Annotated in this window: 23 protein-coding genes; 3 read left to right on the top strand and 20 right to left on the bottom strand. The window is 41.6% G+C overall.

All coding sequences use genetic code 11. The annotated features are described in order from the left end of the window. Positions 1 to 120 precede the first annotated feature (120 nt). From B7723_RS03340 to B7723_RS03290, 11 genes are all read right to left on the bottom strand, one after another. Positions 121 to 1,224: a glycosyl hydrolase family 8 gene (locus B7723_RS03340; RefSeq protein WP_070535088.1), complete on the bottom strand. Its 1,104-nt coding sequence runs from the start codon at positions 1,222 to 1,224 to the stop codon at positions 121 to 123. A gap of 8 nt (positions 1,225 to 1,232) precedes the next feature. Then, the gene (locus B7723_RS03335; RefSeq protein ID WP_070535086.1) at positions 1,233 to 2,543 is read right to left on the bottom strand and encodes a glycosyltransferase family 2 protein; all 1,311 of its coding nucleotides are present in this window, start codon (positions 2,541 to 2,543) and stop codon (positions 1,233 to 1,235) included. Positions 2,544 to 2,684: 141 nt separating this feature from the next. Beyond that, positions 2,685 to 3,464: a hypothetical protein gene (locus B7723_RS03330; RefSeq protein WP_084849161.1), complete on the bottom strand. Its 780-nt coding sequence runs from the start codon at positions 3,462 to 3,464 to the stop codon at positions 2,685 to 2,687. After that, complete coding sequence (gene wecB / locus B7723_RS03325) at positions 3,461 to 4,618, bottom strand: non-hydrolyzing UDP-N-acetylglucosamine 2-epimerase (RefSeq protein ID WP_084849162.1); 1,158 nt, start codon at positions 4,616 to 4,618, stop codon at positions 3,461 to 3,463. Before wecB ends, B7723_RS03330 begins: the two co-directional genes overlap by 4 nt. 427 nt (positions 4,619 to 5,045) lie before the next feature. Further along, the gene (locus B7723_RS03320; protein ID WP_084849163.1) at positions 5,046 to 5,555 is read right to left on the bottom strand and encodes a GNAT family N-acetyltransferase; all 510 of its coding nucleotides are present in this window, start codon (positions 5,553 to 5,555) and stop codon (positions 5,046 to 5,048) included. 231 nt (positions 5,556 to 5,786) lie between these two features. Beyond that, the gene (rpsR, locus tag B7723_RS03315; protein WP_000068664.1) at positions 5,787 to 6,026 is read right to left on the bottom strand and encodes a 30S ribosomal protein S18; all 240 of its coding nucleotides are present in this window, start codon (positions 6,024 to 6,026) and stop codon (positions 5,787 to 5,789) included. Positions 6,027 to 6,057: 31 nt separating this feature from the next. Next, positions 6,058 to 6,528 (bottom strand): single-stranded DNA-binding protein SsbA, encoded by a 471-nt coding sequence (ssbA, locus tag B7723_RS03310; protein ID WP_000609595.1) that lies wholly within the window; start codon positions 6,526 to 6,528, stop codon positions 6,058 to 6,060. A gap of 11 nt (positions 6,529 to 6,539) precedes the next feature. Then, positions 6,540 to 6,830, bottom strand: coding sequence for a 30S ribosomal protein S6 (gene rpsF, locus B7723_RS03305; RefSeq protein WP_001151782.1), 291 nt, complete (start codon positions 6,828 to 6,830; stop codon positions 6,540 to 6,542). Positions 6,831 to 6,978: 148 nt separating this feature from the next. Further along, complete coding sequence (asnS, locus tag B7723_RS03300) at positions 6,979 to 8,322, bottom strand: asparagine--tRNA ligase (protein WP_084849164.1); 1,344 nt, start codon at positions 8,320 to 8,322, stop codon at positions 6,979 to 6,981. A 151-nt stretch (positions 8,323 to 8,473) separates the two neighbouring features. Further along, positions 8,474 to 9,652, bottom strand: a complete 1,179-nt coding sequence (locus B7723_RS03295) for a pyridoxal phosphate-dependent aminotransferase (protein WP_084849165.1) — start codon at positions 9,650 to 9,652, stop codon at positions 8,474 to 8,476. Between the two features lie 9 nt (positions 9,653 to 9,661). Continuing rightward, on the bottom strand, positions 9,662 to 10,138 hold the full coding sequence (locus B7723_RS03290) for a cell wall elongation regulator TseB-like domain-containing protein (RefSeq protein WP_084849166.1): 477 nt from the start codon (positions 10,136 to 10,138) through the stop codon (positions 9,662 to 9,664). A gap of 118 nt (positions 10,139 to 10,256) precedes the next feature. Here B7723_RS03290 and B7723_RS03285 point away from each other — a divergent pair, with 118 nt between their 5' ends. Then, positions 10,257 to 10,703, top strand: a complete 447-nt coding sequence (locus B7723_RS03285) for a MarR family winged helix-turn-helix transcriptional regulator (protein ID WP_084849167.1) — start codon at positions 10,257 to 10,259, stop codon at positions 10,701 to 10,703. A gap of 91 nt (positions 10,704 to 10,794) precedes the next feature. Further along, positions 10,795 to 11,343 carry an NAD(P)H-dependent oxidoreductase gene (locus B7723_RS03280; RefSeq protein ID WP_000039630.1) on the top strand — a complete coding sequence of 183 codons (549 nt, stop codon included), beginning with the start codon at positions 10,795 to 10,797 and terminating at the stop codon, positions 11,341 to 11,343. Between the two features lie 31 nt (positions 11,344 to 11,374). On the opposite strand, the gene yaaA is transcribed toward B7723_RS03280, so the two are convergent. From yaaA to B7723_RS03255, 5 genes are all read right to left on the bottom strand, one after another. Continuing rightward, a complete protein-coding gene (yaaA, locus tag B7723_RS03275) occupies positions 11,375 to 12,103 on the bottom strand; it encodes a peroxide stress protein YaaA (RefSeq protein WP_084849168.1) in 729 nt (242 codons plus the stop codon). 94 nt (positions 12,104 to 12,197) lie between these two features. Then, entirely contained in the window at positions 12,198 to 12,314 is a 117-nt protein-coding gene (locus tag B7723_RS03270; RefSeq protein ID WP_084849169.1) for a DUF3953 domain-containing protein, read from the bottom strand. Positions 12,315 to 12,399: 85 nt separating this feature from the next. Beyond that, a complete protein-coding gene (locus B7723_RS03265) occupies positions 12,400 to 13,995 on the bottom strand; it encodes a hypothetical protein (protein ID WP_084849170.1) in 1,596 nt (531 codons plus the stop codon). Positions 13,996 to 14,006: 11 nt separating this feature from the next. Further along, positions 14,007 to 14,417, bottom strand: coding sequence for a peptide deformylase (locus B7723_RS03260; protein ID WP_084849171.1), 411 nt, complete (start codon positions 14,415 to 14,417; stop codon positions 14,007 to 14,009). 104 nt (positions 14,418 to 14,521) lie between these two features. Continuing rightward, positions 14,522 to 17,218, bottom strand: a complete 2,697-nt coding sequence (locus B7723_RS03255; RefSeq protein WP_084849172.1) for a cation-translocating P-type ATPase — start codon at positions 17,216 to 17,218, stop codon at positions 14,522 to 14,524. A gap of 306 nt (positions 17,219 to 17,524) precedes the next feature. Here B7723_RS03255 and mntE point away from each other — a divergent pair, with 306 nt between their 5' ends. Then, a complete protein-coding gene (gene mntE / locus B7723_RS03250) occupies positions 17,525 to 18,718 on the top strand; it encodes a CDF family manganese efflux transporter MntE (RefSeq protein WP_084849173.1) in 1,194 nt (397 codons plus the stop codon). A 53-nt stretch (positions 18,719 to 18,771) separates the two neighbouring features. Here mntE and B7723_RS03245 read toward each other — a convergent pair whose 3' ends face one another. From B7723_RS03245 to dapB, 4 genes are read right to left on the bottom strand one after another with little or no spacing between them, the layout of a single operon-like run. Beyond that, positions 18,772 to 19,383 carry a hypothetical protein gene (locus B7723_RS03245; RefSeq protein WP_084849174.1) on the bottom strand — a complete coding sequence of 204 codons (612 nt, stop codon included), beginning with the start codon at positions 19,381 to 19,383 and terminating at the stop codon, positions 18,772 to 18,774. Then, positions 19,380 to 21,248: an ABC-F family ATP-binding cassette domain-containing protein gene (locus tag B7723_RS03240; RefSeq protein ID WP_084849175.1), complete on the bottom strand. Its 1,869-nt coding sequence runs from the start codon at positions 21,246 to 21,248 to the stop codon at positions 19,380 to 19,382. The genes B7723_RS03245 and B7723_RS03240 overlap by 4 nt, the downstream gene beginning before the upstream one ends. Then, the gene (locus tag B7723_RS03235) at positions 21,245 to 22,444 is read right to left on the bottom strand and encodes a CCA tRNA nucleotidyltransferase (RefSeq protein WP_084849176.1); all 1,200 of its coding nucleotides are present in this window, start codon (positions 22,442 to 22,444) and stop codon (positions 21,245 to 21,247) included. The genes B7723_RS03240 and B7723_RS03235 overlap by 4 nt, the downstream gene beginning before the upstream one ends. Then, a complete protein-coding gene (gene dapB, locus B7723_RS03230) occupies positions 22,441 to 23,208 on the bottom strand; it encodes a 4-hydroxy-tetrahydrodipicolinate reductase (RefSeq protein WP_000027878.1) in 768 nt (255 codons plus the stop codon). The genes B7723_RS03235 and dapB overlap by 4 nt, the downstream gene beginning before the upstream one ends. Positions 23,209 to 23,314 lie beyond the last annotated feature (106 nt).

The raw sequence follows: 23,314 nt of genomic DNA, 5'->3' as shown, positions 1-23,314 counted from the left end.
CTCTACCTCTTTTTTATCACTCTTTCCATTATACCATAAAGCTGATGAAATTCCTTTTTTGAAAAAAGATGAAAATCCTATCAAAAAGAGAGCCAGAAAAACTAGCCCTCTCTTTTCATTCTAGAACATCTCTAGAGCAATCATGGTAATCATCGTTGCATCATAGTAGTTGTCCAAAGGTAAATCTTGTGTGAAAATGTATTTATTTTGCTGAAGAAGTTTCAGATAACCTTCTCCCTTGTCAGATGCATAGGTAATCGGTGCCAAGAAACTACCTGCCTGGTATTGATTGAGGGCCGTTCCGTTCAAGTCATAACCAGCATAAATGCGTTGCTCTTTCATAAAGAAATCCATCATCTTTTGAACGAGTTTTTGGCTTCTTTCATCCTGGCTCTGTGACAAGTGATAAGGCAAACGGCAAGCGTTATAAGAGTACGCCCCATCGTATTGAGATTCGATAGTGTTGGCATCAACAAGACGTGCCCCGGACTTCTCCGCCCAGATAAAGTCTGGCAAGAGACCTGTATCAGAATGGGAACTGATTTGCTCTAGTTTGCCAAGCATCTTATCCTTAACATCTAACCACTGTTTGTTTCCAGTCAGGTCATAGAAAGACTGGAAATAGTGAGGAAGAGTATCAGATGTCCGCATCAAGTAATAATAATCGGAATTCTTATTTGCCCAGTTCCCTACTGTTAAAACACCCGTCTCTTTATTGTAATTATATCGAAGTATATCTTCTAAGATTTTTTTAGCTTGTTCTTGGTATTCCTGAGCTTTATCTGGCCACTGCTTAGAAGCTTCAATCAAAGAATAAGCGATGTAGAGATCTCCATCAGTTGCATTTTGCTTTTTGACCGTTTCACTACCATTTTTGATCACTTGTTTCCAAGACATTAACTGCGTTCCCTCTATGCGATGATTTTGATAATAGCGATAGAGGTTATCAAAATCTGCTTGACTTGCTTGTCCTTTTTGGGCTGCTAAAACCGTTATGAGCATACCGTAACTTTGGGCTTCTGATAGAACTGTCGTTTCCTCAGAATCATTCGTCGTACGAACAAAAGACTGATCGCCTTTTGTAACAAGGAACTGTTGGCTCCATTGGCTGTAAATTCGATTCCGCATCTCGATTTTAGTCCTTCCTCTTGCTAAAAACAAGGCTAAACAAAAGATAGAAAGAATGAGCACAAACCATACATATTTTAATTTATTTGTTTTCATAGAACCTCCTATCCTGCAAACCGTTTGGTTTTAACCCACTTGGTTTCTTTCCGTCGAAGTACCTTATCCAGTATAATAGATGAAATAGAATCAACCGATACGATGATAAAGATCTGAGAATAACTAAAATAAGATGCCAAGGCCAACCAGATTTGTTTAGTCGTCGCTTGTCCAAATTGACTTGCTAATGCCGTCATAATTTGCATCAAATAGAGACCAATCATAAGTATCCAGTTGAAGAGCATGAGCTGGGCGATGTAGATATTGTCCGCATCAAAAGCGAATGGAACTCTGACATCTGGTAAGAAAAGATTAAGGCAGATAGCTAGCACATTCGCTAGGAAAATCAAATCCGATAGGACAATGGCAAAGTTAAACCAAAAGAAAACACACGAATAGTTAAAGACTTCTAGTTTGACACGCCAGTTTCCTCTGCTAAATAAATGCTTAAAGTTTGAGAGAACAACTTCATAATTTCCTTTCGCCCAACGTTTACGCTGCATATAGTAACTCTTTAAGGTCTCAGGTTCTTGTTGGAAAGCCTCTGAATTATAGGCAAGGGCAATCAATTTACCGCTCTGCATGATTTTGAAGGAAATATCGGTATCCTCGGTTAAGGCACCATTTTTCCAACCACCGATACTCTTTACAAAGTCGGTTTGAATGAGAAAGTTGGTTCCTGGGATACGCCCAATTTTAAAGAGATGCCACATCCCAACGTGGTGCACGCGCTGAGTAACAACGATTTCTTGGTTGATACAACGAGTCAAGAAATTTTGATTGGCATTTCGAGTCTTGTTGCGACCGAAAGATGCCACGTGACGTTCTGGATCCTTCATCACTTCTTTTACAAGGAAATAAAGAGCATTTTTTTCAGGCATGGCATCCGCATCATAAACACAGATATATTCGCCCGTTGCCATCTCCAAAGCATCGTTTAGAACGCCCGCTTTTCCTCCCGTACCAGTACGGTCGATAATAGTAAGATTTCTTCCTGCATATTCAGGCATAGCTTGTACAGACAAACACTCTGCATAGGTATTGTCCGAACAGTTATCCGCAAACAAGAGCAACTCCACACGGTCGTGAGGATAATTCATGTCCAAGATAGCTTTTGTCGTTTGTGCAATAACCACATCCTCATTATGAGCAGGTACGACAATGGTAACCTTCGGATAATAAGGCAAGGGCGAAGTGTCTACACGAAAATCGCTGTGTTTAAACCAAAAGTGAACAGCTGAAAAGAGAATTACCAAGCCCCAAGCCAGAGAAATCCAAATTGTAAGCAAGGTAAAAATCATCAGTATTTGACTAATCATGTTTCACCGCCTTAAAATTCTTATTCACCCGATAGTAAAGAATATTATATGCAATAAATAGTATGGCAAAACAAATTCCAAAAAAGAAACTCACTCCCAAAGCAATTCTGAAAAATAGGTCTGTTAGAGTCATTTCCCCTCCTAATATTCTACAATTATATCCGTCTCTAATTGACGTTTCAAATAGCTCACTAAATCAGAGTAATTTTGATACTTACTTTTATTTTGCGAGTCAACCACTAAGTAACCTAATTGAAATTGAATCTCTTGCATTCCATTTTTTCCATGGAAATGCAAAGCCTCTAGATCCTTCACTATATTATTCAAACAAAATTCCTGTAAAGAAATCTGACTATCATGAGATAATATAATAAAATTCCCCTCCGAAAGATAGTAAAGTTTATCATTGTAACTTAGTTTTTGAGCAATTATTTCTTGAATACGAACTAACATGCGATTATATTCTCTCGGATTTATCTGAAAAAATAGGTCCTCATGCGACCAATGAATTAGTACTGACTGTAGCACAAATTCACTTTGTTTATTTACCATAGAATGATAATCTGATTTGGCATCATCTTCTTGATCCTGAACCTTTGAAGCCATTTTTAATAAATAATGTCGAACCTTCATTAGAATACCAAGCAATGTTGGAAAACTGATTAATAAAAGCAGAACTGAAGAATTAGGGATGAAAACTACACCTGCTATTAAAACAATGACTCCCAATCCAAAAGATAAGATAAGTGTCCAAGCAAGGAGTAAGTCAGATAAAACTAAAACCGAAAATAAGGCTAAGGCAAAAAACAATAGTTGCTCTAAAATAATAGTTCGAGCATAGAAAAAGCAAAGTACCAACAAAAGAAGCTCACATCCAAGCAAAGTCAGAAACCAGTTTCTAAATCTATACCAATTTTTCATTGTGTCCCTGCTCCTTCTTTAAACTCTGATGCAGATTCACCAAAGCCAAAATAATGTTTAATAGTCTGTACAATTCTTTCTGATGCATTTCCATCTCCATAAGGATTTGGTGCCTGAGACATTTGTCTATAGACAGTTTCATCTGTTAAGAGTTCGGTCATCGCTTCTTTCACACAGACTGGATCTGTACCAACTAGCTTCAAAGTACCTGCTCTTACTCCTTCTGGACGTTCCGTCGTGTCACGAAGGACAAGGACAGGTTTTCCGAGAGAAGGCGCTTCTTCCTGAACACCGCCAGAGTCGGTCATGATAAAATAGCTTCTTGAAGCCAAATTATGAAAATCAAGTACATCTAAAGGTTCAATCAAATGAATACGATTGTGCCCAGCTAAGATATCGTTTGCTGCTTCTTGCACGGCAGGGCTAAGGTGAACAGGATAAACAACTTCAATTTCCTGATGAAGATCAACCATCTCACGTAAAGCTGTAAAGACATTTCTCATTGGTTGACCTTGATTCTCACGACGGTGCATGGTTACCAATACAAGTTTCTTATCTGGGTCCAATTGATCCAGAACTTTATGATAGTAATCCGATTGAACGGTTAGTTTCAAGGCATCAATGGCTGTATTTCCCGTAATGACAATAGCAGACTCAGGGTGATTTTCCTTGAGGAGATTTTCTTTACTCTCACTAGTTGGAGCAAAATAGAGATCCGCAAGACTATCTGTCATCTGACGATTCATCTCTTCTGGGAAAGGAGAATATTTATCAAAGGTCCTTAGACCAGCTTCAACATGGCCGATACGTACCTGATTATAGAAAGCAACTAAACTTGCTGCAAAAGTTGTCGTTGTATCTCCATGAACAAGAATTATATCTGGAAGTTCTTGCTTAACAACTGGATCAAACTTTTCTAAAATTTTTCCAGTAATATCTAAAAGGGATTGATTTTTCCCCATAATATCCAGGTCATAATGTGGCTCGATGCGAAACGTTTCAAGAACTTGATCAAGCATTTGACGATGCTGAGCTGTCACAACTGTGATCGTCTCAATACTGTCACTATGTTTTTGCAATTCCAACACTAAAGGGGCCATTTTAATAGCTTCTGGTCGTGTCCCAAAAACAACCATCACTTTCAGTTTTTTCATTATAGTATCCTTTTGTTACAATAATATTTGATACATGATATTAATCACTATATCCAATTATTTCTCAAATCAATTAATTTGAGCATCATAATTATATTACCGCCTATTAATCTAAATGTCAATTTATTATTAAAGTATACTATTGCATTTAATTGATTTGTAACCTTTTTGTAACAATTTTATTTACAACCTTTAAAAAGCCTTATTTTAGGAAATTTTAAGACTTTTTCAAAAGAATACGTATTTTAAAAAACTAAACCTTATATGTTTTTTTCGATATTTATTTTTATCTTGATATTTCAAACAATTATATTTTACCACTTCGAGGAATAAAACAAATAATTTCAAACAAAAAATCCCTTTTTCGAATGAAAAAGGGACTGTGATTGTTTACTATATTTAAAATTTAAATCTTATAAAATCTGTCTTAAAACAAATTTTTCGACAGATACAAGACCAATTCTCCGATATCTTCACAAACCGCATTCATGGCCGGTTGATGGTTCTGATACCAAACACCCGTCCCATCTGGAATATAGCCTCGTTTGATGTACAATCTCTGGGCAGGTCCATACCCTGAATGGAGCCCAACACCAAGGGTCACCTTATCCGATATGAGCCTAACTCGTTTTTCTGCTTCTTCCAGCAAGAGATTTCCAATACCTTGATTTTGAAAAGGTTCAAAGACATTGAAATCTGAGAGTTCTGGATAGATTTCTGCAAAAGGCCCCTGCTTAGCGCAGGGCAAAATTGTGATATAACCCGCTACAGCACCCCCAACCTCTGCAACTAAGACTTCTCTCTCCCCACATTCTTGTTCAAGAAAATATCTAGCCAAAATTTCTTCTCTACCCGGCCAACCTTGGCTGATAAATCCTCGGGATAGATCTTTTATGTCAGATGATTGCATTTTTCTAATTGAACATGTCGTCTTCATAAGTTGCTCCTTTATAGCTTTCTCCTACCATTATAGCACGATAATAAAGATTAAAAGAAAAAACCTAGTAAGACAAAAGAATCTTACTATGTCAACAGGGAATCCTTTCTAACAAAGTCCTATAAAAATCTAAAAAGGAGGTCCACCCGGACCGAACTCGCCTTCTCATTTCAAGGCTCGTGAAAAAAAGACCCGTAAGGGTCTGAAAAAGAGGTCCCCCGGACCTCTTTTTTAATCTTCGTTTACGAAAGGCATCAAAGCCATTACGCGAGCGCGTTTGATAGCTGTTGTTACTTTACGTTGGTTTTTAGCTGAAGTTCCTGTTACACGACGTGGAAGGATTTTCCCACGTTCTGAAACGAAACGGCTAAGAAGCTCAGTATCTTTGTAATCAACATATTCAATTTTGTTTGCTGCGATGTAATCAACTTTTTTACGGCGTTTGAATCCGCCACGACGTTGTTGAGCCATGTTTTTTCTCCTTTATAGTATTAATTGTCCATTAGAATGGTAAATCATCATCTGAAATGTCCAATGGATTGGTTGCTCCAAATGGATTTTCAGAACGTGAAAAGTCTGGTACTGGATTTGCAGGTGCTGATTGACCAGCAGTTGGTGCAGAATAAGCTCCACCTGAATGTCCTTCGCGCACTCCGCGGCTTTCCAACATTTGGAAATTCTCAGCCACGACTTCTGTTACGTAGACACGTTGTCCTTGCTGGTTATCGTAACTACGAGTCTGGATACGGCCTGTGATCCCGATAAGAGAGCCTTTTTTAGCCCAGTTGGCAAGATTTTCAGCCTGTTGGCGCCACATAACGACATTGATGAAATCAGCCTCACGTTCGCCATTTTGACTCTTAAATGTACGGTTTACTGCAAGAGTAAAAGTCGCAACTGCTACATTTGATGGGGTATAACGCAACTCAGCGTCACGTGTCATACGCCCTACAAGTACAACATTGTTAATCATAATTTACCTTCTTACGCGTCAAGTTTGACGATCATGTGACGAAGAATGTCAGCGTTGATTTTTGAAAGACGGTCAAACTCTTTAAGAGCTGCGTCGTCGTTTGCTTCAACGTTAACGATGTGGTAAAGTCCTTCACGGAAATCTTGGATTTCGTATGCAAGACGACGTTTTTCCCATGATTTTGATTCAACAACAGTTGCACCGTTGTCAGTCAAGATAGAGTCAAAACGTGCTACCAAAGCGTTTTTCGCTTCTTCTTCAATGTTTGGACGAATGATATAAAGAATTTCGTATTTAGCCATTGATATGTTCCTCCTTTTGGTCTAATGACCCCTAGTCTTTACAAGGGGTAAGTGAGGTTTGCTCACAATAAACTATTATACTAGAAAAACTGATAGATAGCAAGATAAAAGTGAAAAAAGAAGATGAAATTATCTTCTTTTCACTAGTTTATGGTTTGATACGGTGCAACATACGTGGGAATGGTATAGCTTCACGAATGTGTTTTGTACCTGCTGCGAAAGTGACCATACGTTCAATACCGATACCAAATCCACCATGTGGTACTGTACCATATTTACGAAGGTCAAGGTAGAATTCATATTCTGTACGATCCATTCCAAGTTCTTCCATTTTAGCAACAAGGGCATCGTAGTCTTCCTCACGCATAGAACCACCAATGATTTCTCCATAACCTTCTGGGGCAAGCAAGTCTGCACAAAGTACGCGCTCTGGATTTCCAGGAACTGGTTTCATGTAGAAGGCCTTGATAGCTGCTGGGTAGTTCATGACAAATGTTGGCACACCAAAGTGGTTTGAAATCCATGTTTCGTGTGGTGAACCAAAGTCGTCGCCATGTTCCAAATGCTCGTAGTCTGCATCTTCATCGTTTTCATGCTCTTGCAAAAGATCAATGGCTTGATCGTAAGTGATACGTTTGAAAGGCTCTGCAATGTAGCGTTTCAAAAGCTCTGTATCTCGTTCCAAGGTTTCCAAGGCTTGAGGCGCACGATCCAAAACGCCCTGAAGAAGAGCTTTAACATAAGCTTCTTGCAAGTCAAGTGACTCATCGTGTGTCAAGTATGAGTACTCTGCGTCCATCATCCAGAACTCAGTCAAGTGACGGCGCGTTTTTGATTTTTCAGCACGGAATACCGGACCAAAGTCAAAAACACGACCAAGAGCCATAGCCCCTGCTTCTAGGTAAAGCTGACCTGATTGGCTCAAGTAGGCTGGTGTTCCAAAGTAGTCTGTTTCAAAGAGTTCTGTTGAATCTTCTGCTGCGTTTCCTGAAAGAATAGGGCTATCAAATTTCGTGAAGCCGTTCTTGTCGAAAAACTCATAAGTTGCATAGATGATGGCATTACGGATTTGCATCACAGCAACTTGCTTACGAGAGCGGAGCCACAAGTGACGGTTGTCCATCAAGAAGTCTGTTCCGTGTTCTTTTGGTGTGATTGGGTAGTCTTGAGATTCACCGATCACTTCGATGTCTGTAATATCGAGTTCATAACCAAACTTAGAACGTTCGTCTTCTTTGACAATTCCTGTCACATAAACAGAAGTTTCTTGACTCAAGCGTTTGATGGTGTCAAATTTTTCAAGACCTACCTCTTCACCAAATTTTTCTACAAAGTTTGGTTTAAAGGCTACACCTTGGAAGAAGGCTGTTCCATCACGCAATTGCAAGAAGGCAATTTTCCCTTTTCCTGATTTGTTGGCAACCCAGGCTCCGATGGTCACTTCTTGACCAACGTAGTCTTTTACATCAATAATTCTTACACGTTTTGTCATAATCTATCTTCCTTTTTTCGTTTAACTTGTCCGAAGACATCATTACCCACTATTTTACCATAAATAGACTGTGATAGCTAGGTTCTACTAGATAAAAATCGCGAGATTTTCGTTACAAAAATCTTCGCTAAAACAGCGAAGATTCTATGTTTTATTTTTCCATAAATTGATGCAAACGGCGAATAGCTTCTTTTAATGTATCCAAGTCTGTGGCATAGCTGAGACGAACATTTTCTGGCGCCCCAAATCCAGCTCCTGTAATCAAGGCAAGGCCGACTTCTTCGAGAATAGCCGTTGTAAAGTCTGTCACATCGGTATAACCCTTCATCTCCATCGCTTTTTTGACATTTGGGAAGAGATAGAAGGCTCCTTGGGGCTTGACAACTTCAAATCCTGGTACTTGGCACAATAGAGGGTAAATAGTGTTCAAACGTTCCTCAAAAGCTTGGCGCATGGTTTCGACAGAGTCTTGTGGTCCAGTCAGGGCTTCAATGGTAGCATATTGTGATACAGCAGTCAGGTTTGAGGTTGTTTGTCCTGTCAATTTGCTCATAGCAGCGATAATTTCAGGATTTCCCACAGCATAACCTACCCGCCAACCAGTCATGGCATAAGCCTTAGATACACCGTTAATCACGATGGTTTGCTTGCGAATAGCTTCTGACAGACTAGAGATTGGAACAAATTCGTTCCCGTTATAAACCAGACGACCATAAATATCATCCGCTAGGATAAGGACATCATGTTCAACCGCCCAATTTCCGATAGCCAAGAGTTCCTCACGAGAGTAGATCATACCGGTCGGATTCGATGGTGAATTGAGAACCAAGACCTTAGTCTTGTCTGTTCGAGCTGCTTCTAGCTGCTCTACTGTTACTTTAAAGTGATTGTCTTCCTTGGCCTGGACAAAGACTGGCACTCCTTCTGCCATTTTGACTTGATCTCCATAGCTGACCCAGTATGGTGTAGGGATGATGACCTCATCACCTGGATTGACTACAGCCATAAAGAAGGTGTAGAGAGAGAACTTGGCACCAGTGGCAAAGGTAACCTCGTTAGCTGCTACGGAATACCCATAGTAGCGTTCAAAATAGGTATTAACCGCCGCTTTTAACTCTGGTAGGCCTGAAGCAACTGTATAGAAGGAAGCTCGTCCATCTCGAATCGCTTCTATCGCTGCATCCTGAATGTTTTCAGGAGTATGAAAATCAGGCTGTCCCAAGGTTAAGAAAAGAACATCTTTTCCCTGAGCTTTTAATGCTTTGGCTCTTGCATCACTGGCTAGAGTGACGCTTTCTTCCATTTCTAGTACACGTTTGGATAGTTTCATATGCCCTCCTTATTGGATCACTGCTCCTGTTTCAAAGTCGACCAGATAGTACTGGTTTCCTGACTTGACTTCCCAAATCGGCTTGTCCTGATAACGACCAAAGGTAATCTTGTCAATGTCGCTAGCTCCTTTTTCCCTCGAAATCGTCGCTGCCTTGTCTTGAGAAATCCCCTTATCAAGCTGATAAACATAAATCTTGTGGTCATTCTTTTCAATCAGTACGGCAATGGCCTCTTGCTTTTTATTATGTCCTAAAACGCTGTAATAACCTTCTAGTCCATTATAAAAATCAACCTGATCTGCCTTTTCCAATTCCGCATACTGCTTGGCCAGTTTTTCTCCTTCAACTCTAGCATCTTGATAGGGTTTCATGCTGAGTGATATCAGATAAAGGAAGGAAGTCGTCATGACTAGTACTACCAGAGAAATGCCGATTCCATACTGTAAAAGTAGCTTGTTTTTTGCTTTTTTTTGTCTTAGTTTCACTCGTCTATTTTACCATCTCTCCTCCTTTATTACAAGTGAAGACAGGAACATTCTAAGATTCTTTTCCTATAAAATGTAAGTTCTTGTTTTTCTCTCTCATTATTGATAAAATAACCTTATGAAACAATATTTGAAAGAGAAAATTTCCGATAATCAATTAGACTTAAAAACAACTATCGTCCTCAATAAAGCAATGCGAACTTTTAAACCTTATGAAACTAAGGCTGCCAAAGAACACGGACTAACCCCTACTCAATTTTCCGTTCTGGAAACCCTCTATAGCAAGGGGGAACTGCGCATTCAGGATTTGATTGAAAAAATGCTGGCCACTTCTGGAAACATGACTGTTGTCATTCGAAATATGGTTCGAGATGGGTGGATTTCTAGAACTTGTGACCCCAAGGATCGTCGATCCTTTTTCCTGAAATTAACACCTGCAGGACGCAGAAAAATCGAAGAGGTTCTTCCTGACCATATCGATTCTATCGTAGAAGCACTCAGCATCTTGGAAGATGGCGAAAAGGAAGACTTAATCCGCATTTTAAAAAAATTTAAAAATTTGTGAGCAAAATTATTGCTAATTAGTATCATTTGTTGTAACATAGACGGTAACAAAAGAGTTCTCTCTTTGAATTTTAAACTAAAGGAGACACATCATGTCTAAAAAAGTACTATTTATCGTCGGATCACTACGCCAAGGTTCTTTCAACCACCAAATGGCCCTCGAAGCTGAAAAAGCACTTGCTGGAAAAGCGGAAGTTAGCTATCTTGATTATTCAGCTGTTCCTCTCTTCAGCCAAGATTTGGAAGTTCCAACTCATCCAGCTGTAGCTGCTGCTCGTGAAGCAGTCCTTGCTGCAGATGCAATCTGGATCTTCTCTCCAGTCTACAACTTCTCTATCCCTGGAACAGTGAAAAACTTGCTTGACTGGCTCTCTCGTGCCATTGATTTGTCTGATACACGTGGTGCTTCTGCCCTCCAAGACAAGTTTGTTACTGTCTCATCTGTAGCCAATGCCGGTCACGAACAACTCTTTGCGATTTATAAAGACCTCTTGCCATTTATCCGTACACAAGTCGTTGGTGACTTTACAGCTGCTCGTGTCAATGACTCTGCTTGGGCGGACGGAAAATTGGTGTTAGAAGAAGCAACTGCTTCATCACTTGCAAAACAAGCGGACGACCTTCTTGCAGCCATCAACTAATCCAGCAAAAACCAGCTCATTCGAGCTGGTTTTATGCTTGTTTCACAAAGACGAGTTCTAAGTCACTGGATAAATCAGGTTGGTAGTCAAAACCTGCAAAGCGGAGCTTGCGAGCTTGTTCAACAGTTTGAACTTGCCCCTCTATCAAGGCGGTCAAAAAGGCGCCGCGAGCTTTTTTTGAAATAGTTGAGTGGATTTTCAACTGACCACCCTTGTCCTCCATAAATTTGAAGGTCACCATCTTTTCTCTGATTTTCTTCGAAAATACAGTTTCAAACTCTGATGATAGGAGGGAGAATATCAAATCCTCATCCTCTAGTGCCTCATCGTAGGCTGACTTCCAATGACTCTTTAAAGTCTTACCAGTGACTTTTAACTTCATCAAGAAGTCCAAACGGTGAGGAGCCATGGGAGATAGGGCTGGAACTACGCCATACAAAGCGGATGTAATTAAAACATGATCTTCAAGATAGGTTTGTTCAGCCTCGGTTAACCCATCTCGTTTGATGTAGCGATACATGAGACCATCAAAAAGTTTCAAGGCTGGATAATGTTTAGCCCTGTGGTCTTTTAGAGCTTGAATATGAGCGTACTCTTCTTCTGCTTTCTCGGCAGATACCTTATAAAAAGTCTCTAATTCAAAAGCTGAGTAGTGCGCCAGTGAGTCAAGGACTGCCTGACTTTCTTCACTCAAAGGGAGCGCTTCGATACAAGGATGGTCTGTATTCATTTCTTTTGCTGTTGGGATTAAAATTTTCATATTGTTAGTGTAGCATATTTTTCAACCGCGACCAAGAATTTCATCTTAAAAACCTCGGTTCATACCGAGGTTTCTCTGTTTATTTTGGCCATCCTTACCAGATAGCCACGAGAACAAGGGCTGTGCCAGCTAAGCTTGTTAAGATAGATAAGAATTTATCTTTTTTCTCCTTGAACTGAGAAAACCTATTTTTATACTCAATGAAAATCAAAGAGCAAACTAGGAAGCTAGCCGCAGGCTGTACTTGAGTACGGCAAGGCGACGCTGACGTAGTTTGAAGAGATTTTCGAAGAGTATTATTGTACTTTAAAGGTCTTGAGATAATTATCTTTTCCAACTTGACCTTCAAAGGATTGGCCATTTTCAAGGTAAGGAAGGTCGTCTGACACTGAAGCCTTGACCTTATAAATCTTGCCATCAACTTTAAAGAAGTAGACAGTGTCACCCTTGATAACAGCTGATTTAAGGTCTGAGACGATTCCCTTAATGTTTTCTACCGTTTCATTATCCAGCTCGAGGTCATTTTTATTGGCATATTTGCTGAGGAGTTCATCTACCGTAGCTGCTACAATGACGTTTTGGTACTCCACTGCATCAACCAAAGCATACTCCTTGACCAAGCCTGCATTGTCCTTCAAGCCCATGATATAGAGTGGTTTGTCATTGAGATTAACAAGGATAGGAAAAGTAGCCTTGTAGGCCTTCTCCTGAACGGCTCCTTCAGCTGAAGCACGGGCAGATTCTTCGGTTGCTGAAGCTAGATTGTACTTGGTGATTTCACCAGTGCGCATATTTTCAAGGATAAATCCTAGATTACTTTCATCAGCATTGGCTGAAGTCACACCTGTGTAGAGATAAATGTCATTTCCGATAGAAAGATAGTTATAGCCCTCTGTCGTTTGGGTAACGTTTTTCTTAGAAATCAAGGCATTCCAGAAGCCATCTTTATACTTGCCGTTGTAGTTGATTTGTTCGATGGTTTCTTCTGCTGGATAGACACGATCCACCCATTCTGGGACTTCATCCAAGCTGTATTCCTTGGTTTCTCCACTAGTAGCATCCAAGATGATAACGGATGAAGGGCGAGGTACTCCTAGACCAAACTGTTTTTGATAAACGGTTGCTACATAGAAGGGATTGCCTTCATCATCCACCTCAAAGGAGGGCGTTTTAAAAATCTTGGTTGGGTACTTAATCCGAAGATGACGTTTAACATCGCGGTTAAAGTACTCGGAGTCTGAATACTTCATTGGCGTTTTTAAATCCACCAATTCCGCATTTCCTGTCACCATATCAACCTTGATATACTCACCAATTCCCTTGGACTGATTATTAAACCATTTGATCGAGTCGGCATACTCCAAAGGAGTCACACGATAAGGTTTGCCATCAACCGTCAGCTGGGTATAAGTGTCTGCTGCTACGTACTGGGAGACCTTATCCGTCAGAGAGCCTAGATAACGGTCTCCAATCTTTTCTGCAGTGCTCCGATCTAGGATTGGAACCTTACTGGTATCACTCTTAGGAAAATCTTTAAAGTCTTTTTCTGTGATAGACACCACATTAGCATAATTTTTTGCTTGGAAAAAGCTAGAGGTTACTAGGCTTACCAGACCAGCAAGGGCAAAGATAAGGCCCGCAGCCAGCAACAATCCTCCACCTAATTTATTAAAATGAAATCCTTCTAGATTGAGATCTTTGGCAGCCTTACCATGACGTACATGAACAGTTTTGAGGAGATTGGTATCCTTGCGGAAACTAAACAAAATCCCCATCACCACCAGATGCCCACAGAGAAAGAAGATGAATTCCCAACTAGTAAGATTAAGTGGCGGCAAAAAGATATACCAAGTCGTTGCGATAAAAACAAGTTCAAAGAGTATGCGTTTCATCTGAGTTCCTCCTAAATAATCCGTCCTTCTAAATGATCCAATTCATGTTGGCAGATCTGAGCTGGAAAACCTGTTAACGTAATGGTCTGTTCCTGCCACTTGCTATCACGATAAGATACCGTAATCGTTTCATAGCGAGTTGTTGGTCGCACCCCAGTCAAGGACAAACATCCTTCCTCTGTCTCGTAAGGTCCTTTGTAGGAAAGGAGAATGGGGTTAAACATGACCATAGGAACCAAACCAAGATTAAAGATAATGACACGCTTCTGCACGCCAATCATATTGGCCGCTAGACCAACACAGGTCTCGCAATTAGCCAGCAGGGTATCCTGCAAATCCTTAGCCAGATAAAAATCTTCCTGACTTGCAGGTTTCGAGACCTGAGACAAGAATAAGACATCTCGGACAATTTTCTTTTCCATTCTCTTACGCTCCTTGCTATTTTACTTTATTATAGCACAAAAGGGAGCAACTCCTAGTCCTTTCCCTCAAATGCAAAAAAAGCCATCCGAAGATGACTTTCTTTTTAAATCGCGTTCTTATCAAGACCAAGTTTACGTTGAACAAACTTGACGATTTCGACGATAAGTATCATTGAGAAGCTTCCAGCTAGAACAATACCCCATTGTGACAAGTCTAGTTTGGTTACGTGGAAGATACCTTCAAGCGGTTCTACAACGATTGTTGCCATCAAGAGGATGAAGGATACCAAGATAGACCAGTTGAAGGTCTTAGACTTGAATGGTCCGACTGTCAAGATGGATTGGTAAACAGACTTGACGTTGTAGGCATGGAAGAGCTGAATCAAACCAAGTGTTGCAAAGGCCATGGTGAGGGCATCCGCATGAATGGCGTGATTATCTCCTACATGGACCGGATAAGCAATAGCAAGACCATAAACAGTCAAGACGAGTGCCCCTTGGAGTACACCTTGATAGATAATGGAACTCATGACCCCACCTGAGAAGAAACTTGATTTGCGTCCACGTGGTTTGTGGGTCATAACACCTGGCTCAGCAGGCTCAACACCAAGAGCAATAGCTGGGAAGGTATCGGTTACCAAGTTAATCCACAAGAGATGAACTGGCTGTAGGACATCCCAACCAAACAAGGTTGATAGGAAGATGGTTAATACTTCAGCCGTATTGGCAGAAAGCAAGTATTGAATAGTCTTTTGAATGTTTGAGAAGACCTTACGTCCTTCTTCAACTGCGACGATGATAGTCGCAAAGTTATCATCTGCAAGAATCATGTCAGAAGCTCCCTTAGAAACCTCTGTACCAGTAATCCCCATACCGATACCGATGTCGGCTGTTTTCAGAGCTGGAGCGTCATTAACACCGTCACCTGTCATGGCAACAACCTTACCTTGGTTTTGCCAAGCCTTGACAATACGAACCTTGTGTTCCGGAGATACACGCGCATAAACAGAGTATTGACCAACGACTTTTTCAAATTCTTCATCAGAAAGTTCGTTAAGCTCAGCACCTGTCAAGACATGGTCTTCTGAGTCATTTTCATCGATGATTCCCAAACGTTTGGCAATGGCTTCCGCTGTATCTTGGTGGTCACCCGTAATCATGATTGGACGGATTCCCGCTTCCTTAGCGACACGAACAGCTTCTGCCGCTTCGGCACGTTCAGGGTCAATCATCCCAATCAAACCAGTAAAGATCAAGTTGTTTTCAAGATCTTCAGAAGTCAAGTTCTCTGGAATGCTATCAATAATCTTATAAGCACCTGCAAGGACACGCAAGGCTTGGTGAGCCATTTCAGAGTTGTTTGTGTGAATTAAGTCATTGACTTGATTATCAATCGGAGCAACATCTCCAGCTTTATCACGAGCAACACAACGTTTCAAGAGTTGATCTGGAGCCCCTTTGACTGCTACGAGGAATTTACCATCTGGCAATGGATGAACCGTTGACATGAGTTTACGATCTGAGTCAAACGGCAATTCAGCTACACGAGGATATTTCTCTAAGAATCCTTTAACATCGTAGCCCCTGTCCAAGGCATACTGGATGAAGGCTGTTTCAGTTGGATCCCCGATCAGGTTTCCTTCAGCATCAATCTTGGTATCGTTGGCCAAGACAACTGAACGAAGTAGTGGCATGTCCAAGCCAAGTTCAATCTCATCAGCTGAGTCATGTAGGACTGCATCGTAGAAGACTTTTTCGACTGTCATCTTGTTCATGGTCAGCGTACCAGTCTTATCAGAAGCGATGATTTCAGTCGAACCAAGTGTTTCTACTGCTGGTAACTTACGAACGATAGAGTTTCGTTTAGCCAAAACTTGAGTACCAAGAGCAAGAACGATCGTCACGATAGCAGGAAGCCCTTCTGGAATGGCTGCAACAGCAAGCGCAACAGAAGTCATCAACTCACCAAGTGGATCTTTGCCTTGGATGAAGACACCAACAACGAAAGTAACAAGGGCAATGACCAAAATTGCATAGGTCAAGACCTTCGAAAGGTTGTTCAAGTTTTGTTTGAGTGGCGTGTCTGTCTCATCCGCATCTTGGAGCATGCCAGCGATATGACCAACTTCCGTGTACATACCTGTATTGACAACAACACCAAGACCACGACCGTAGGTCACATTTGAGTTTTGGAAGGCCATATTGACACGGTCACCAATTCCAGCATCGGCAGCAAGCTCGACTGTCAAGTCTTTTTCAACTGGAACAGACTCACCTGTCAAGGCAGCTTCTTCGATTTTGAGTGAATTGGCTTCTAGCAAACGTAGGTCTGCTGGTACTACGTCACCTGCTTCAAGGGCAACGATATCTCCTAGCACCAATTCTTTGGAATCAATCTCTGACATGTGCCCATCACGAATAACGCGAGCAGCTGGACTAGACATAGACTTGAGGGCTTCGATGGCTTCTTCTGCTTTTCCTTCTTGGTAAACACCAAAGGCAGCATTGATGATAACCACGGCTAGGATAATGATGGCATCTGCAATATCTTCCCCACCAGAAGTTATGACGGACAAGATGGCTGCAGCCACCAAAATAATAATCATCAAATCCTTAAACTGTTCGATGAATTTAACCAAGAGAGATTTTTTCTCACCCTCTTCGAGTTCATTGCGCCCATATTCAGCTAGGCGTTTCTGCGCTTCGCTTGACGAAAGACCTTGCTCAGTTGCTTCAACTGACTTCAAGACCTCTTCAGGACTTTGAGTATAAAACGCTTGGCGTTTTTGTTCTTTTGACATGTGTCTCCTCCTTGACATTGTGTGCAAAACAAGCTCTCTTTTGGTTTTATGACAAACAAAAAGAGACTTGTTAATCATAACAAGTCTCGCTGTTTAAGATAGGGCCGGAAAGTATACTTTGCAGTACACAATTCGGAATGACGACACTATCACAGGTTTCTGCCAGCTACTCCCTTGAGTAGTACTATTATACCAAATTTTGAAAAGTTTTCAAGGGTTTAAATCCTATGAGACAAGACTAAATTTGAATTTTCCTTTGAAAACCAGTATAATGGTAGAATACTAAATGACTAGAAAGGAAGCCCGATGAACCAATCCATGTCAAATCTCAAATTGGCAGAACGTGGAGCCATTATCAGTATTTCAACCTACCTCCTCTTGTCTGCAGCAAAATTGGCAACTGGCCACCTCCTGCATTCTTCCAGTTTGGTTGCGGATGGTTTCAACAATGTATCCGATATTATCGGAAATGTTGCTCTCTTGATTGGGATTCGAATGGCCCGCCAACCTGCAGACCGCGACCATCGCTTTGGTCATTGGAAGATTGAAGATTTGGCTAGCTTGATCACTTCCATCATCATGTTCTATGTTGGTTTTGATGTGCTTCGGGACACCATTCAAAAAATTCTTAGTCGGGAACAGACAGTTATTGACCCTCTGGGTGCAAGTCTAGGAGTCGTCTCTGCGGCAGTCATGTTCGCCGTTTATCTCTATAATACCCGCCTCAGTAGAAAATCCAAATCCAAGGCCCTCAAGGCTGCCGCCAAGGATAATCTTTCCGATGCTGTCACCTCTCTTGGGACTTCCATTGCTATCCTAGCCAGCAGTTTCAACTATCCTATCGTGGATAAACTGGTTGCTATCATCATCACTTTCTTTATCTTAAAGACAGCCTATGATATCTTTATCGAGTCTTCCTTTAGTCTTTCAGATGGTTTTGACGACCGTCTGCTGGAAGATTATCAGAAAGCCATCATGGAGATTCCAAAGATTAGTAAGGTCAAGTCCCAAAGAGGACGTACCTACGGTAGCAATATCTACCTTGATATCACGCTGGAGATGAATCCTGATCTATCAGTCTATGAAAGTCACGAAATAGCAGACCAGGTCGAATCCATGTTGGAAGAGCGTTTTGGAGTCTTTGATACCGATGTCCATATCGAGCCAGCTCCCATACCTGAGGACGAAATTTTAGACAATGTCTACAAAAAACTGCTCATGCGTGAGCAATTGATTGACCAAGGAAATCAGCTAGAAGAACTCCTTGCTGAGGACTTTCTCTATATCCGTCAAGATGGAGAGCAGATGGATAAAGAGGCTTTTAAGTCTGAAAAAGAACTTAATGCTGCTATTAAGGATATTCAAATCACTTCCATTAGTCAAAAAACCAAGCTCATTTGCTATGAGCTAGATGACATCATCCATACTAGTATCTGGCGTCGCCATGAGACTTGGCAAAATATCTTTCATCAGGAAACAAAAAAAGAAGACAAACAGTGACCCTATCCAATGGATAGGGTCTTTTTGATTATTCTACTTTATGCAAAGACAGACTATGAAAGTTTGGAAGATTTGCTTTTCGAAGCTTGTTTTGCCTCTTTTCTAGCTTGACGATTTTGCTCGATGCGCCATTCTCTTTCATAGTACTTCATGGTCTCATAGACCCTTTCAGGAAGTCCTACATCTAGTAGAAAGATAGGGATAATTAAGTCTGCTGACGGATGAAAAGGGAGAATCCTTCTCTTCAACAGAGCTAGAAAGGATTGGGATTTCACATTTTCCTTGTTTTTAAAATCAACTTCAATCCGATAGGAGTCCCTATACTTCCCTCGAATTCGAGAGAAGAAAAAGTCCTCTACATCAGCCCAAGCATAGAAATGACTGGGTTTCTTTGGGTTTGGTTTGTAGTAAAACCCCTCGACAGTACATTTCAAATATTCCTTATCAGAGCTTAACAGTCTGTATGTCTGATAAACGACTACTCCAGCACAAAAGAGGACAAGCAGTATTAATAACAGACTTATCGTATGAAGTTTAGTCCCCTTTTGCGAGTACAAATGGAGATAAGAGAGAGGCAGCAAGAAGAAAAGCACTGAAGCCAGGCCAGACAAGGCATTCCAAATGATTTTCTTGGGATTACGTTTAATGACTTTTTCTTCCATCACGCCAACTCACTTAGGTATTCATAGCGTTCGTATTTCTCAAGGAGTTCTTCGTTTTTCTCGTCTAGCTCTTTCTGAAGAGTGGCCAGTTTACCAAAGTCAGAGCCATTTGCCTGCATTTCTTCTTCAATGGCTGCGATACGATTTTCCAAGGCTTCAATATCGCCTTCAATGCTTGCCCACTCCTGCTTTTCTTGGTAGGTCATGCGTTTTTTATCTTCACGGACCTTGACCACTTTCTCCTTTTCGGCCTTTTGAACTTGACTTGCTGTTTCTGCTTCAAAGGCTTTTTCGTCAAGGTAGTCGGTATAATGGCCAAAGAAAGTACGGATGCTTCCATTCTCAAAGGCGAGAATCTTGGTCGCTACCTTATCAAGAAAATAGCGATCGTGGCTAACTGTCAATACTGGCCCTGCAAAGCTCTGCAAGAAATTCTCCAAAACTGTCAAGGTCGCAATATCCAAGTCATTGGTCGGCTCGTCCAAGAGGAGAACATTTGGTTTTTGCAAGAGCAATTTGAGGAGATAAAGACGTTTTTTCTCGCCACCAGACAATTTCTCAATCAAGGTTCCATGGGTCGAACGTGGAAAGAGGAATTGCTCTAGCAACTCAGCGATGGAAGTTGTAGACCCACCGCTAGTCTTGACCTCTTCTGCTACTTCCTGCAGGTAATTGATGACCCTTTTGCTTTCATCCAAGCCTTCGATTTGTTGAGAGAAATAAGCGATTCGGACTGTTTCCCCAATAACAACTTGACCTGCCGTCGGCTCAAGACTTCCTGCTATCAGATTAAGAAGAGTTGACTTCCCAACACCGTTGTCCCCAACGATACCGATACGGTCTTTAGCTTGCACCAAGAGATTAAAATCTTGCAATATCGGCTTATTCTCATAAGCAAAGGAAACATCTTTAAACTCGATGACCTTCTTACCAATCCGACTGGTCTCAAAGGTCATGGTTAAGTCTGTCTCAGTAGGATTATCTGAAACTTCCTTTTTCAAGTCGTGAAAACGATTGATACGAGCCTGTTGCTTGGTCGCACGCGCTTGTGGTTGTCTTCGCATCCAGGCCAGTTCTTGCTTATAGAGTTGTTCTTTCTTGTGGAGAAGGGCAGCGTCACGCTCATCTTGTTCTGCCTTTAAGCGAACATAGTCCTGGTAATTGCCCTGATACTCAGTCAAGCCTGCTCGGTCCAACTCGAAAATCCGCGTTGACAGTGCATCTAGGAAATAACGATCGTGGGTGATAAAGAGAACCGTCTTCTTGGAATTTTTCAAAAAGAGGGTCAGCCACTCGATGGTCGCAATGTCCAGATGGTTGGTCGGCTCGTCCAGTAACAAGAGGTCGTGGTTGCCTAGGAGAACTTGCGCCAACTGAACCCGTCTTCTCAGACCACCTGACAATTCACCAACTGGAGTCGACAAGTTCTGAATACCCAACTTGCTGAGAACGGTCTTGACCTGGCTTTCAATTTCCCAAGCTTGGAGAGAATCCATCTCAGCCATGACGCGTTCCAAACGTGCCTGCTTGTCCTCACTGTAGTTGAGCATGAGGAGTTCATACTCACGAATCAACTGGATTTCTTTGAGGTCGCTGGATAGAACGGTATCTAGAACAGTCTTACTGTCATCAAAATCTGGATCCTGAGTCAAGTAGCCAATCTGGTAATCATTTTTAGCTGAAAAAGGACTGACATCCCCATCAAAGCCTGAAACACCTGATAGAACATCTAAAAGGGTGGTCTTACCCGTTCCATTGACACCAATCAGACCAATTCTATCCAAGTCATGGATGATAAAGGAAATATCCTTAAAAACGGTCTTGTCACCAACGGATTTGCTTAGTTTTTCAACGATAAAATCACTCATTTTTTCTCCCTCAGGTAAGCATGGATAGCTTGACGATCATTTTCCAACTCTCCATCGACAATGGCAAACTCAATCTCTGTTAAAATCTCTCCCAAGTCTGGTCCAGGCTGGTAACCATATTCCTTAATCAAAATGCCACCATTAATCTGGATTTCTTTCTTATCATGAATGGTCAAACTCTGGTAAGTTTCTGTAATAGCTTGTGGATTAACTGCTTTTCCTTGAGCCTGACGAAGACTTTCAGCTTGTAGAAGGGAATCCAAGTCAAAGCGGTAACAATCACGCTTGCTCAGCTCTCCTTCTTCTCGCAAAGCCAAAATAGTCAGCAAATCCTGAACCTGCTTTGCAAACTGGCGTGAGGTCTTCCAATGTTTCAAAAATGGCTGTGCATCTTTAATCTCCAAAGCCCACAATAGAGCTGCCCAGGCTTGTTCGGAGGATTCAAAAGTGAAATCAGTCTCCAAATCAAACAGTCTGTTGAGCTTGTCTTGGCTTCCTGCCATATCTGGAAGATAGTCATAAGCTCGACTCTCAATCATGGAAGACAGACCAACTCGCCAAAAAGGTGCCCGCAAGAGCTTATCAAACTCAACGAAGGTGCGTTCCACAGAAATTTTCTCCAAGAGTGGTGTCAAAGTCTTCATCGCCTCAAAAGTTTCTGACTCAACTTTAAAACCGAGACTGGCCTGAAAACGGAAACCACGCATAATCCGCAGAGCATCTTCGTTGAAACGCTCACTAGCCACTCCAACTGCTCGCAAGACTTGATTTTTTAAATCTTCTAATCCATAGAATAAGTCAATGATTTCGCCTGTCTCGTCCAAGGCAAAGGCATTAACTGTGAAATCACGGCGCTTGAGGTCTTCTTCTAGCGAACGCACAAAGGAAACCGCGCTGGGTCTGCGATAGTCCACATAGACATCCTCTGTTCGAAAAGTTGTTACCTCATACTCCTCGTCCCCTTCTAAAACTAAGACGGTTCCGTGCTCGATTCCGATATCAGCTGTTCGCGGAAAAATCTGCTTTGTCTCCTCTGGATAGGAAGAAGTCGCGATATCCACATCGTGGATGGGACGATTGAGGAGGGCATCTCGAACAGAGCCCCCAACAAAATAGGCCTCAAAGCCTGCTTCTTTAATTTTTTCTAATACTGGTAAAGCCTTCTGAAATTCAGAAGGCATTTGCGTTAATCTCATAATAAGTGTTCTAATCCATAGACAAGCTCATGACGCTTGACAACTTCTTTAATTCCCAAATTGACCCCTGTCATGAAGGAGCTGCGATCATAGGAGTCATGACGAAGGGTCAATCCTTCTCCCTGATTTCCAAAGATGACTTCCTGATGGGCTACCAAGCCTGGTAGACGGACTGAGTGGATGCGCATGCCATCAAAGTCAGCACCACGGGCACCAGCAATCAATTCTTCCTCATCAGGCGCACCTTGTTGGATAGACTCTCGCACTTCCGCCATCAACTCAGCCGTTTTAATGGCTGTTCCGCTCGGAGCATCTTTTTTCTTGTCATGATGGAGCTCGATAATCTCCACATTTGGGAAATATTTGGCAGCCTGCGCCGCAAATTGCATAAGTAAGACAGCGCCCAAGGCAAAGTTAGGGGCAATCAAGCCACCCAAATCTTGTTCACGAGAAAATGCTTTTAGCTCAGTAATTTCTTCACTAGTGAATCCTGTTGTTCCTACGACAGGAGCAAAGCCATTTTCAAGAGCAAAGCGTGTATTTTCGTAGGCAACGGCTGGTGTAGTAAAATCTACCCAGACATCCGCTTCAAAACCAGCCAAGTCAGCCTTATCATTGAAAACAGGAATTCCCTGCCATTCTGACTCAGACTCAAACGGATCCAAAACTGCAACCAAGTCCAAGTCTGGATCAGCCAAGACCATCTGGCAAGCAGCTTGACCCATCTTTCCTTTAAAACCGGCAATAATTACTCGAATACTCATCTCTACTCCTGACTAAGATACAAAGGACGTTAGCTGCCCATGAAAAATAGGGAATGGCGCTGACTTTCCATGAAAGGCAAGACAGGCATCTTTTTTCAAGAGGCAG

The sequence above is a fragment of the Streptococcus oralis subsp. oralis genome (assembly GCF_002096435.1).
Lineage (GTDB): Bacteria > Bacillota > Bacilli > Lactobacillales > Streptococcaceae > Streptococcus > Streptococcus oralis_AA.
Note: the sequence above shows the minus strand (reverse complement) of the source record. Positions and strands in the feature narration are given on the sequence as shown.

Coding starts and splice junctions, on each gene's coding strand:
- wecB (WP_084849162.1), bottom strand. CDS start 4,618: ATGAAAAAACTGAAAGTGATGGTTGTTTTTGGGACACGACCAGAAGCT.
- rpsR (WP_000068664.1), bottom strand. CDS start 6,026: ATGGCTCAACAACGTCGTGGCGGATTCAAACGCCGTAAAAAAGTTGAT.
- rpsF (WP_001151782.1), bottom strand. CDS start 6,830: ATGGCTAAATACGAAATTCTTTATATCATTCGTCCAAACATTGAAGAA.
- B7723_RS03260 (WP_084849171.1), bottom strand. CDS start 14,417: ATGGAAAAGAAAATTGTCCGAGATGTCTTATTCTTGTCTCAGGTCTCG.
- ssbA (WP_000609595.1), bottom strand. CDS start 6,528: ATGATTAACAATGTTGTACTTGTAGGGCGTATGACACGTGACGCTGAG.
- B7723_RS03295 (WP_084849165.1), bottom strand. CDS start 9,652: ATGAAACTATCCAAACGTGTACTAGAAATGGAAGAAAGCGTCACTCTA.
- B7723_RS03330 (WP_084849161.1), bottom strand. CDS start 3,464: ATGAAAAATTGGTATAGATTTAGAAACTGGTTTCTGACTTTGCTTGGA.
- B7723_RS03255 (WP_084849172.1), bottom strand. CDS start 17,218: ATGTCAAAAGAACAAAAACGCCAAGCGTTTTATACTCAAAGTCCTGAA.
- asnS (WP_084849164.1), bottom strand. CDS start 8,322: ATGACAAAACGTGTAAGAATTATTGATGTAAAAGACTACGTTGGTCAA.
- B7723_RS03335 (WP_070535086.1), bottom strand. CDS start 2,543: ATGATTAGTCAAATACTGATGATTTTTACCTTGCTTACAATTTGGATT.
- B7723_RS03265 (WP_084849170.1), bottom strand. CDS start 13,995: ATGAAACGCATACTCTTTGAACTTGTTTTTATCGCAACGACTTGGTAT.
- B7723_RS03340 (WP_070535088.1), bottom strand. CDS start 1,224: ATGAAAACAAATAAATTAAAATATGTATGGTTTGTGCTCATTCTTTCT.
- dapB (WP_000027878.1), bottom strand. CDS start 23,208: ATGAGTATTCGAGTAATTATTGCCGGTTTTAAAGGAAAGATGGGTCAA.
- B7723_RS03240 (WP_084849175.1), bottom strand. CDS start 21,248: ATGAGTGATTTTATCGTTGAAAAACTAAGCAAATCCGTTGGTGACAAG.
- mntE (WP_084849173.1), top strand. CDS start 17,525: ATGAACCAATCCATGTCAAATCTCAAATTGGCAGAACGTGGAGCCATT.
- yaaA (WP_084849168.1), bottom strand. CDS start 12,103: ATGAAAATTTTAATCCCAACAGCAAAAGAAATGAATACAGACCATCCT.
- B7723_RS03235 (WP_084849176.1), bottom strand. CDS start 22,444: ATGAGATTAACGCAAATGCCTTCTGAATTTCAGAAGGCTTTACCAGTA.
- B7723_RS03320 (WP_084849163.1), bottom strand. CDS start 5,555: ATGAAGACGACATGTTCAATTAGAAAAATGCAATCATCTGACATAAAA.
- B7723_RS03285 (WP_084849167.1), top strand. CDS start 10,257: ATGAAACAATATTTGAAAGAGAAAATTTCCGATAATCAATTAGACTTA.
- B7723_RS03280 (WP_000039630.1), top strand. CDS start 10,795: ATGTCTAAAAAAGTACTATTTATCGTCGGATCACTACGCCAAGGTTCT.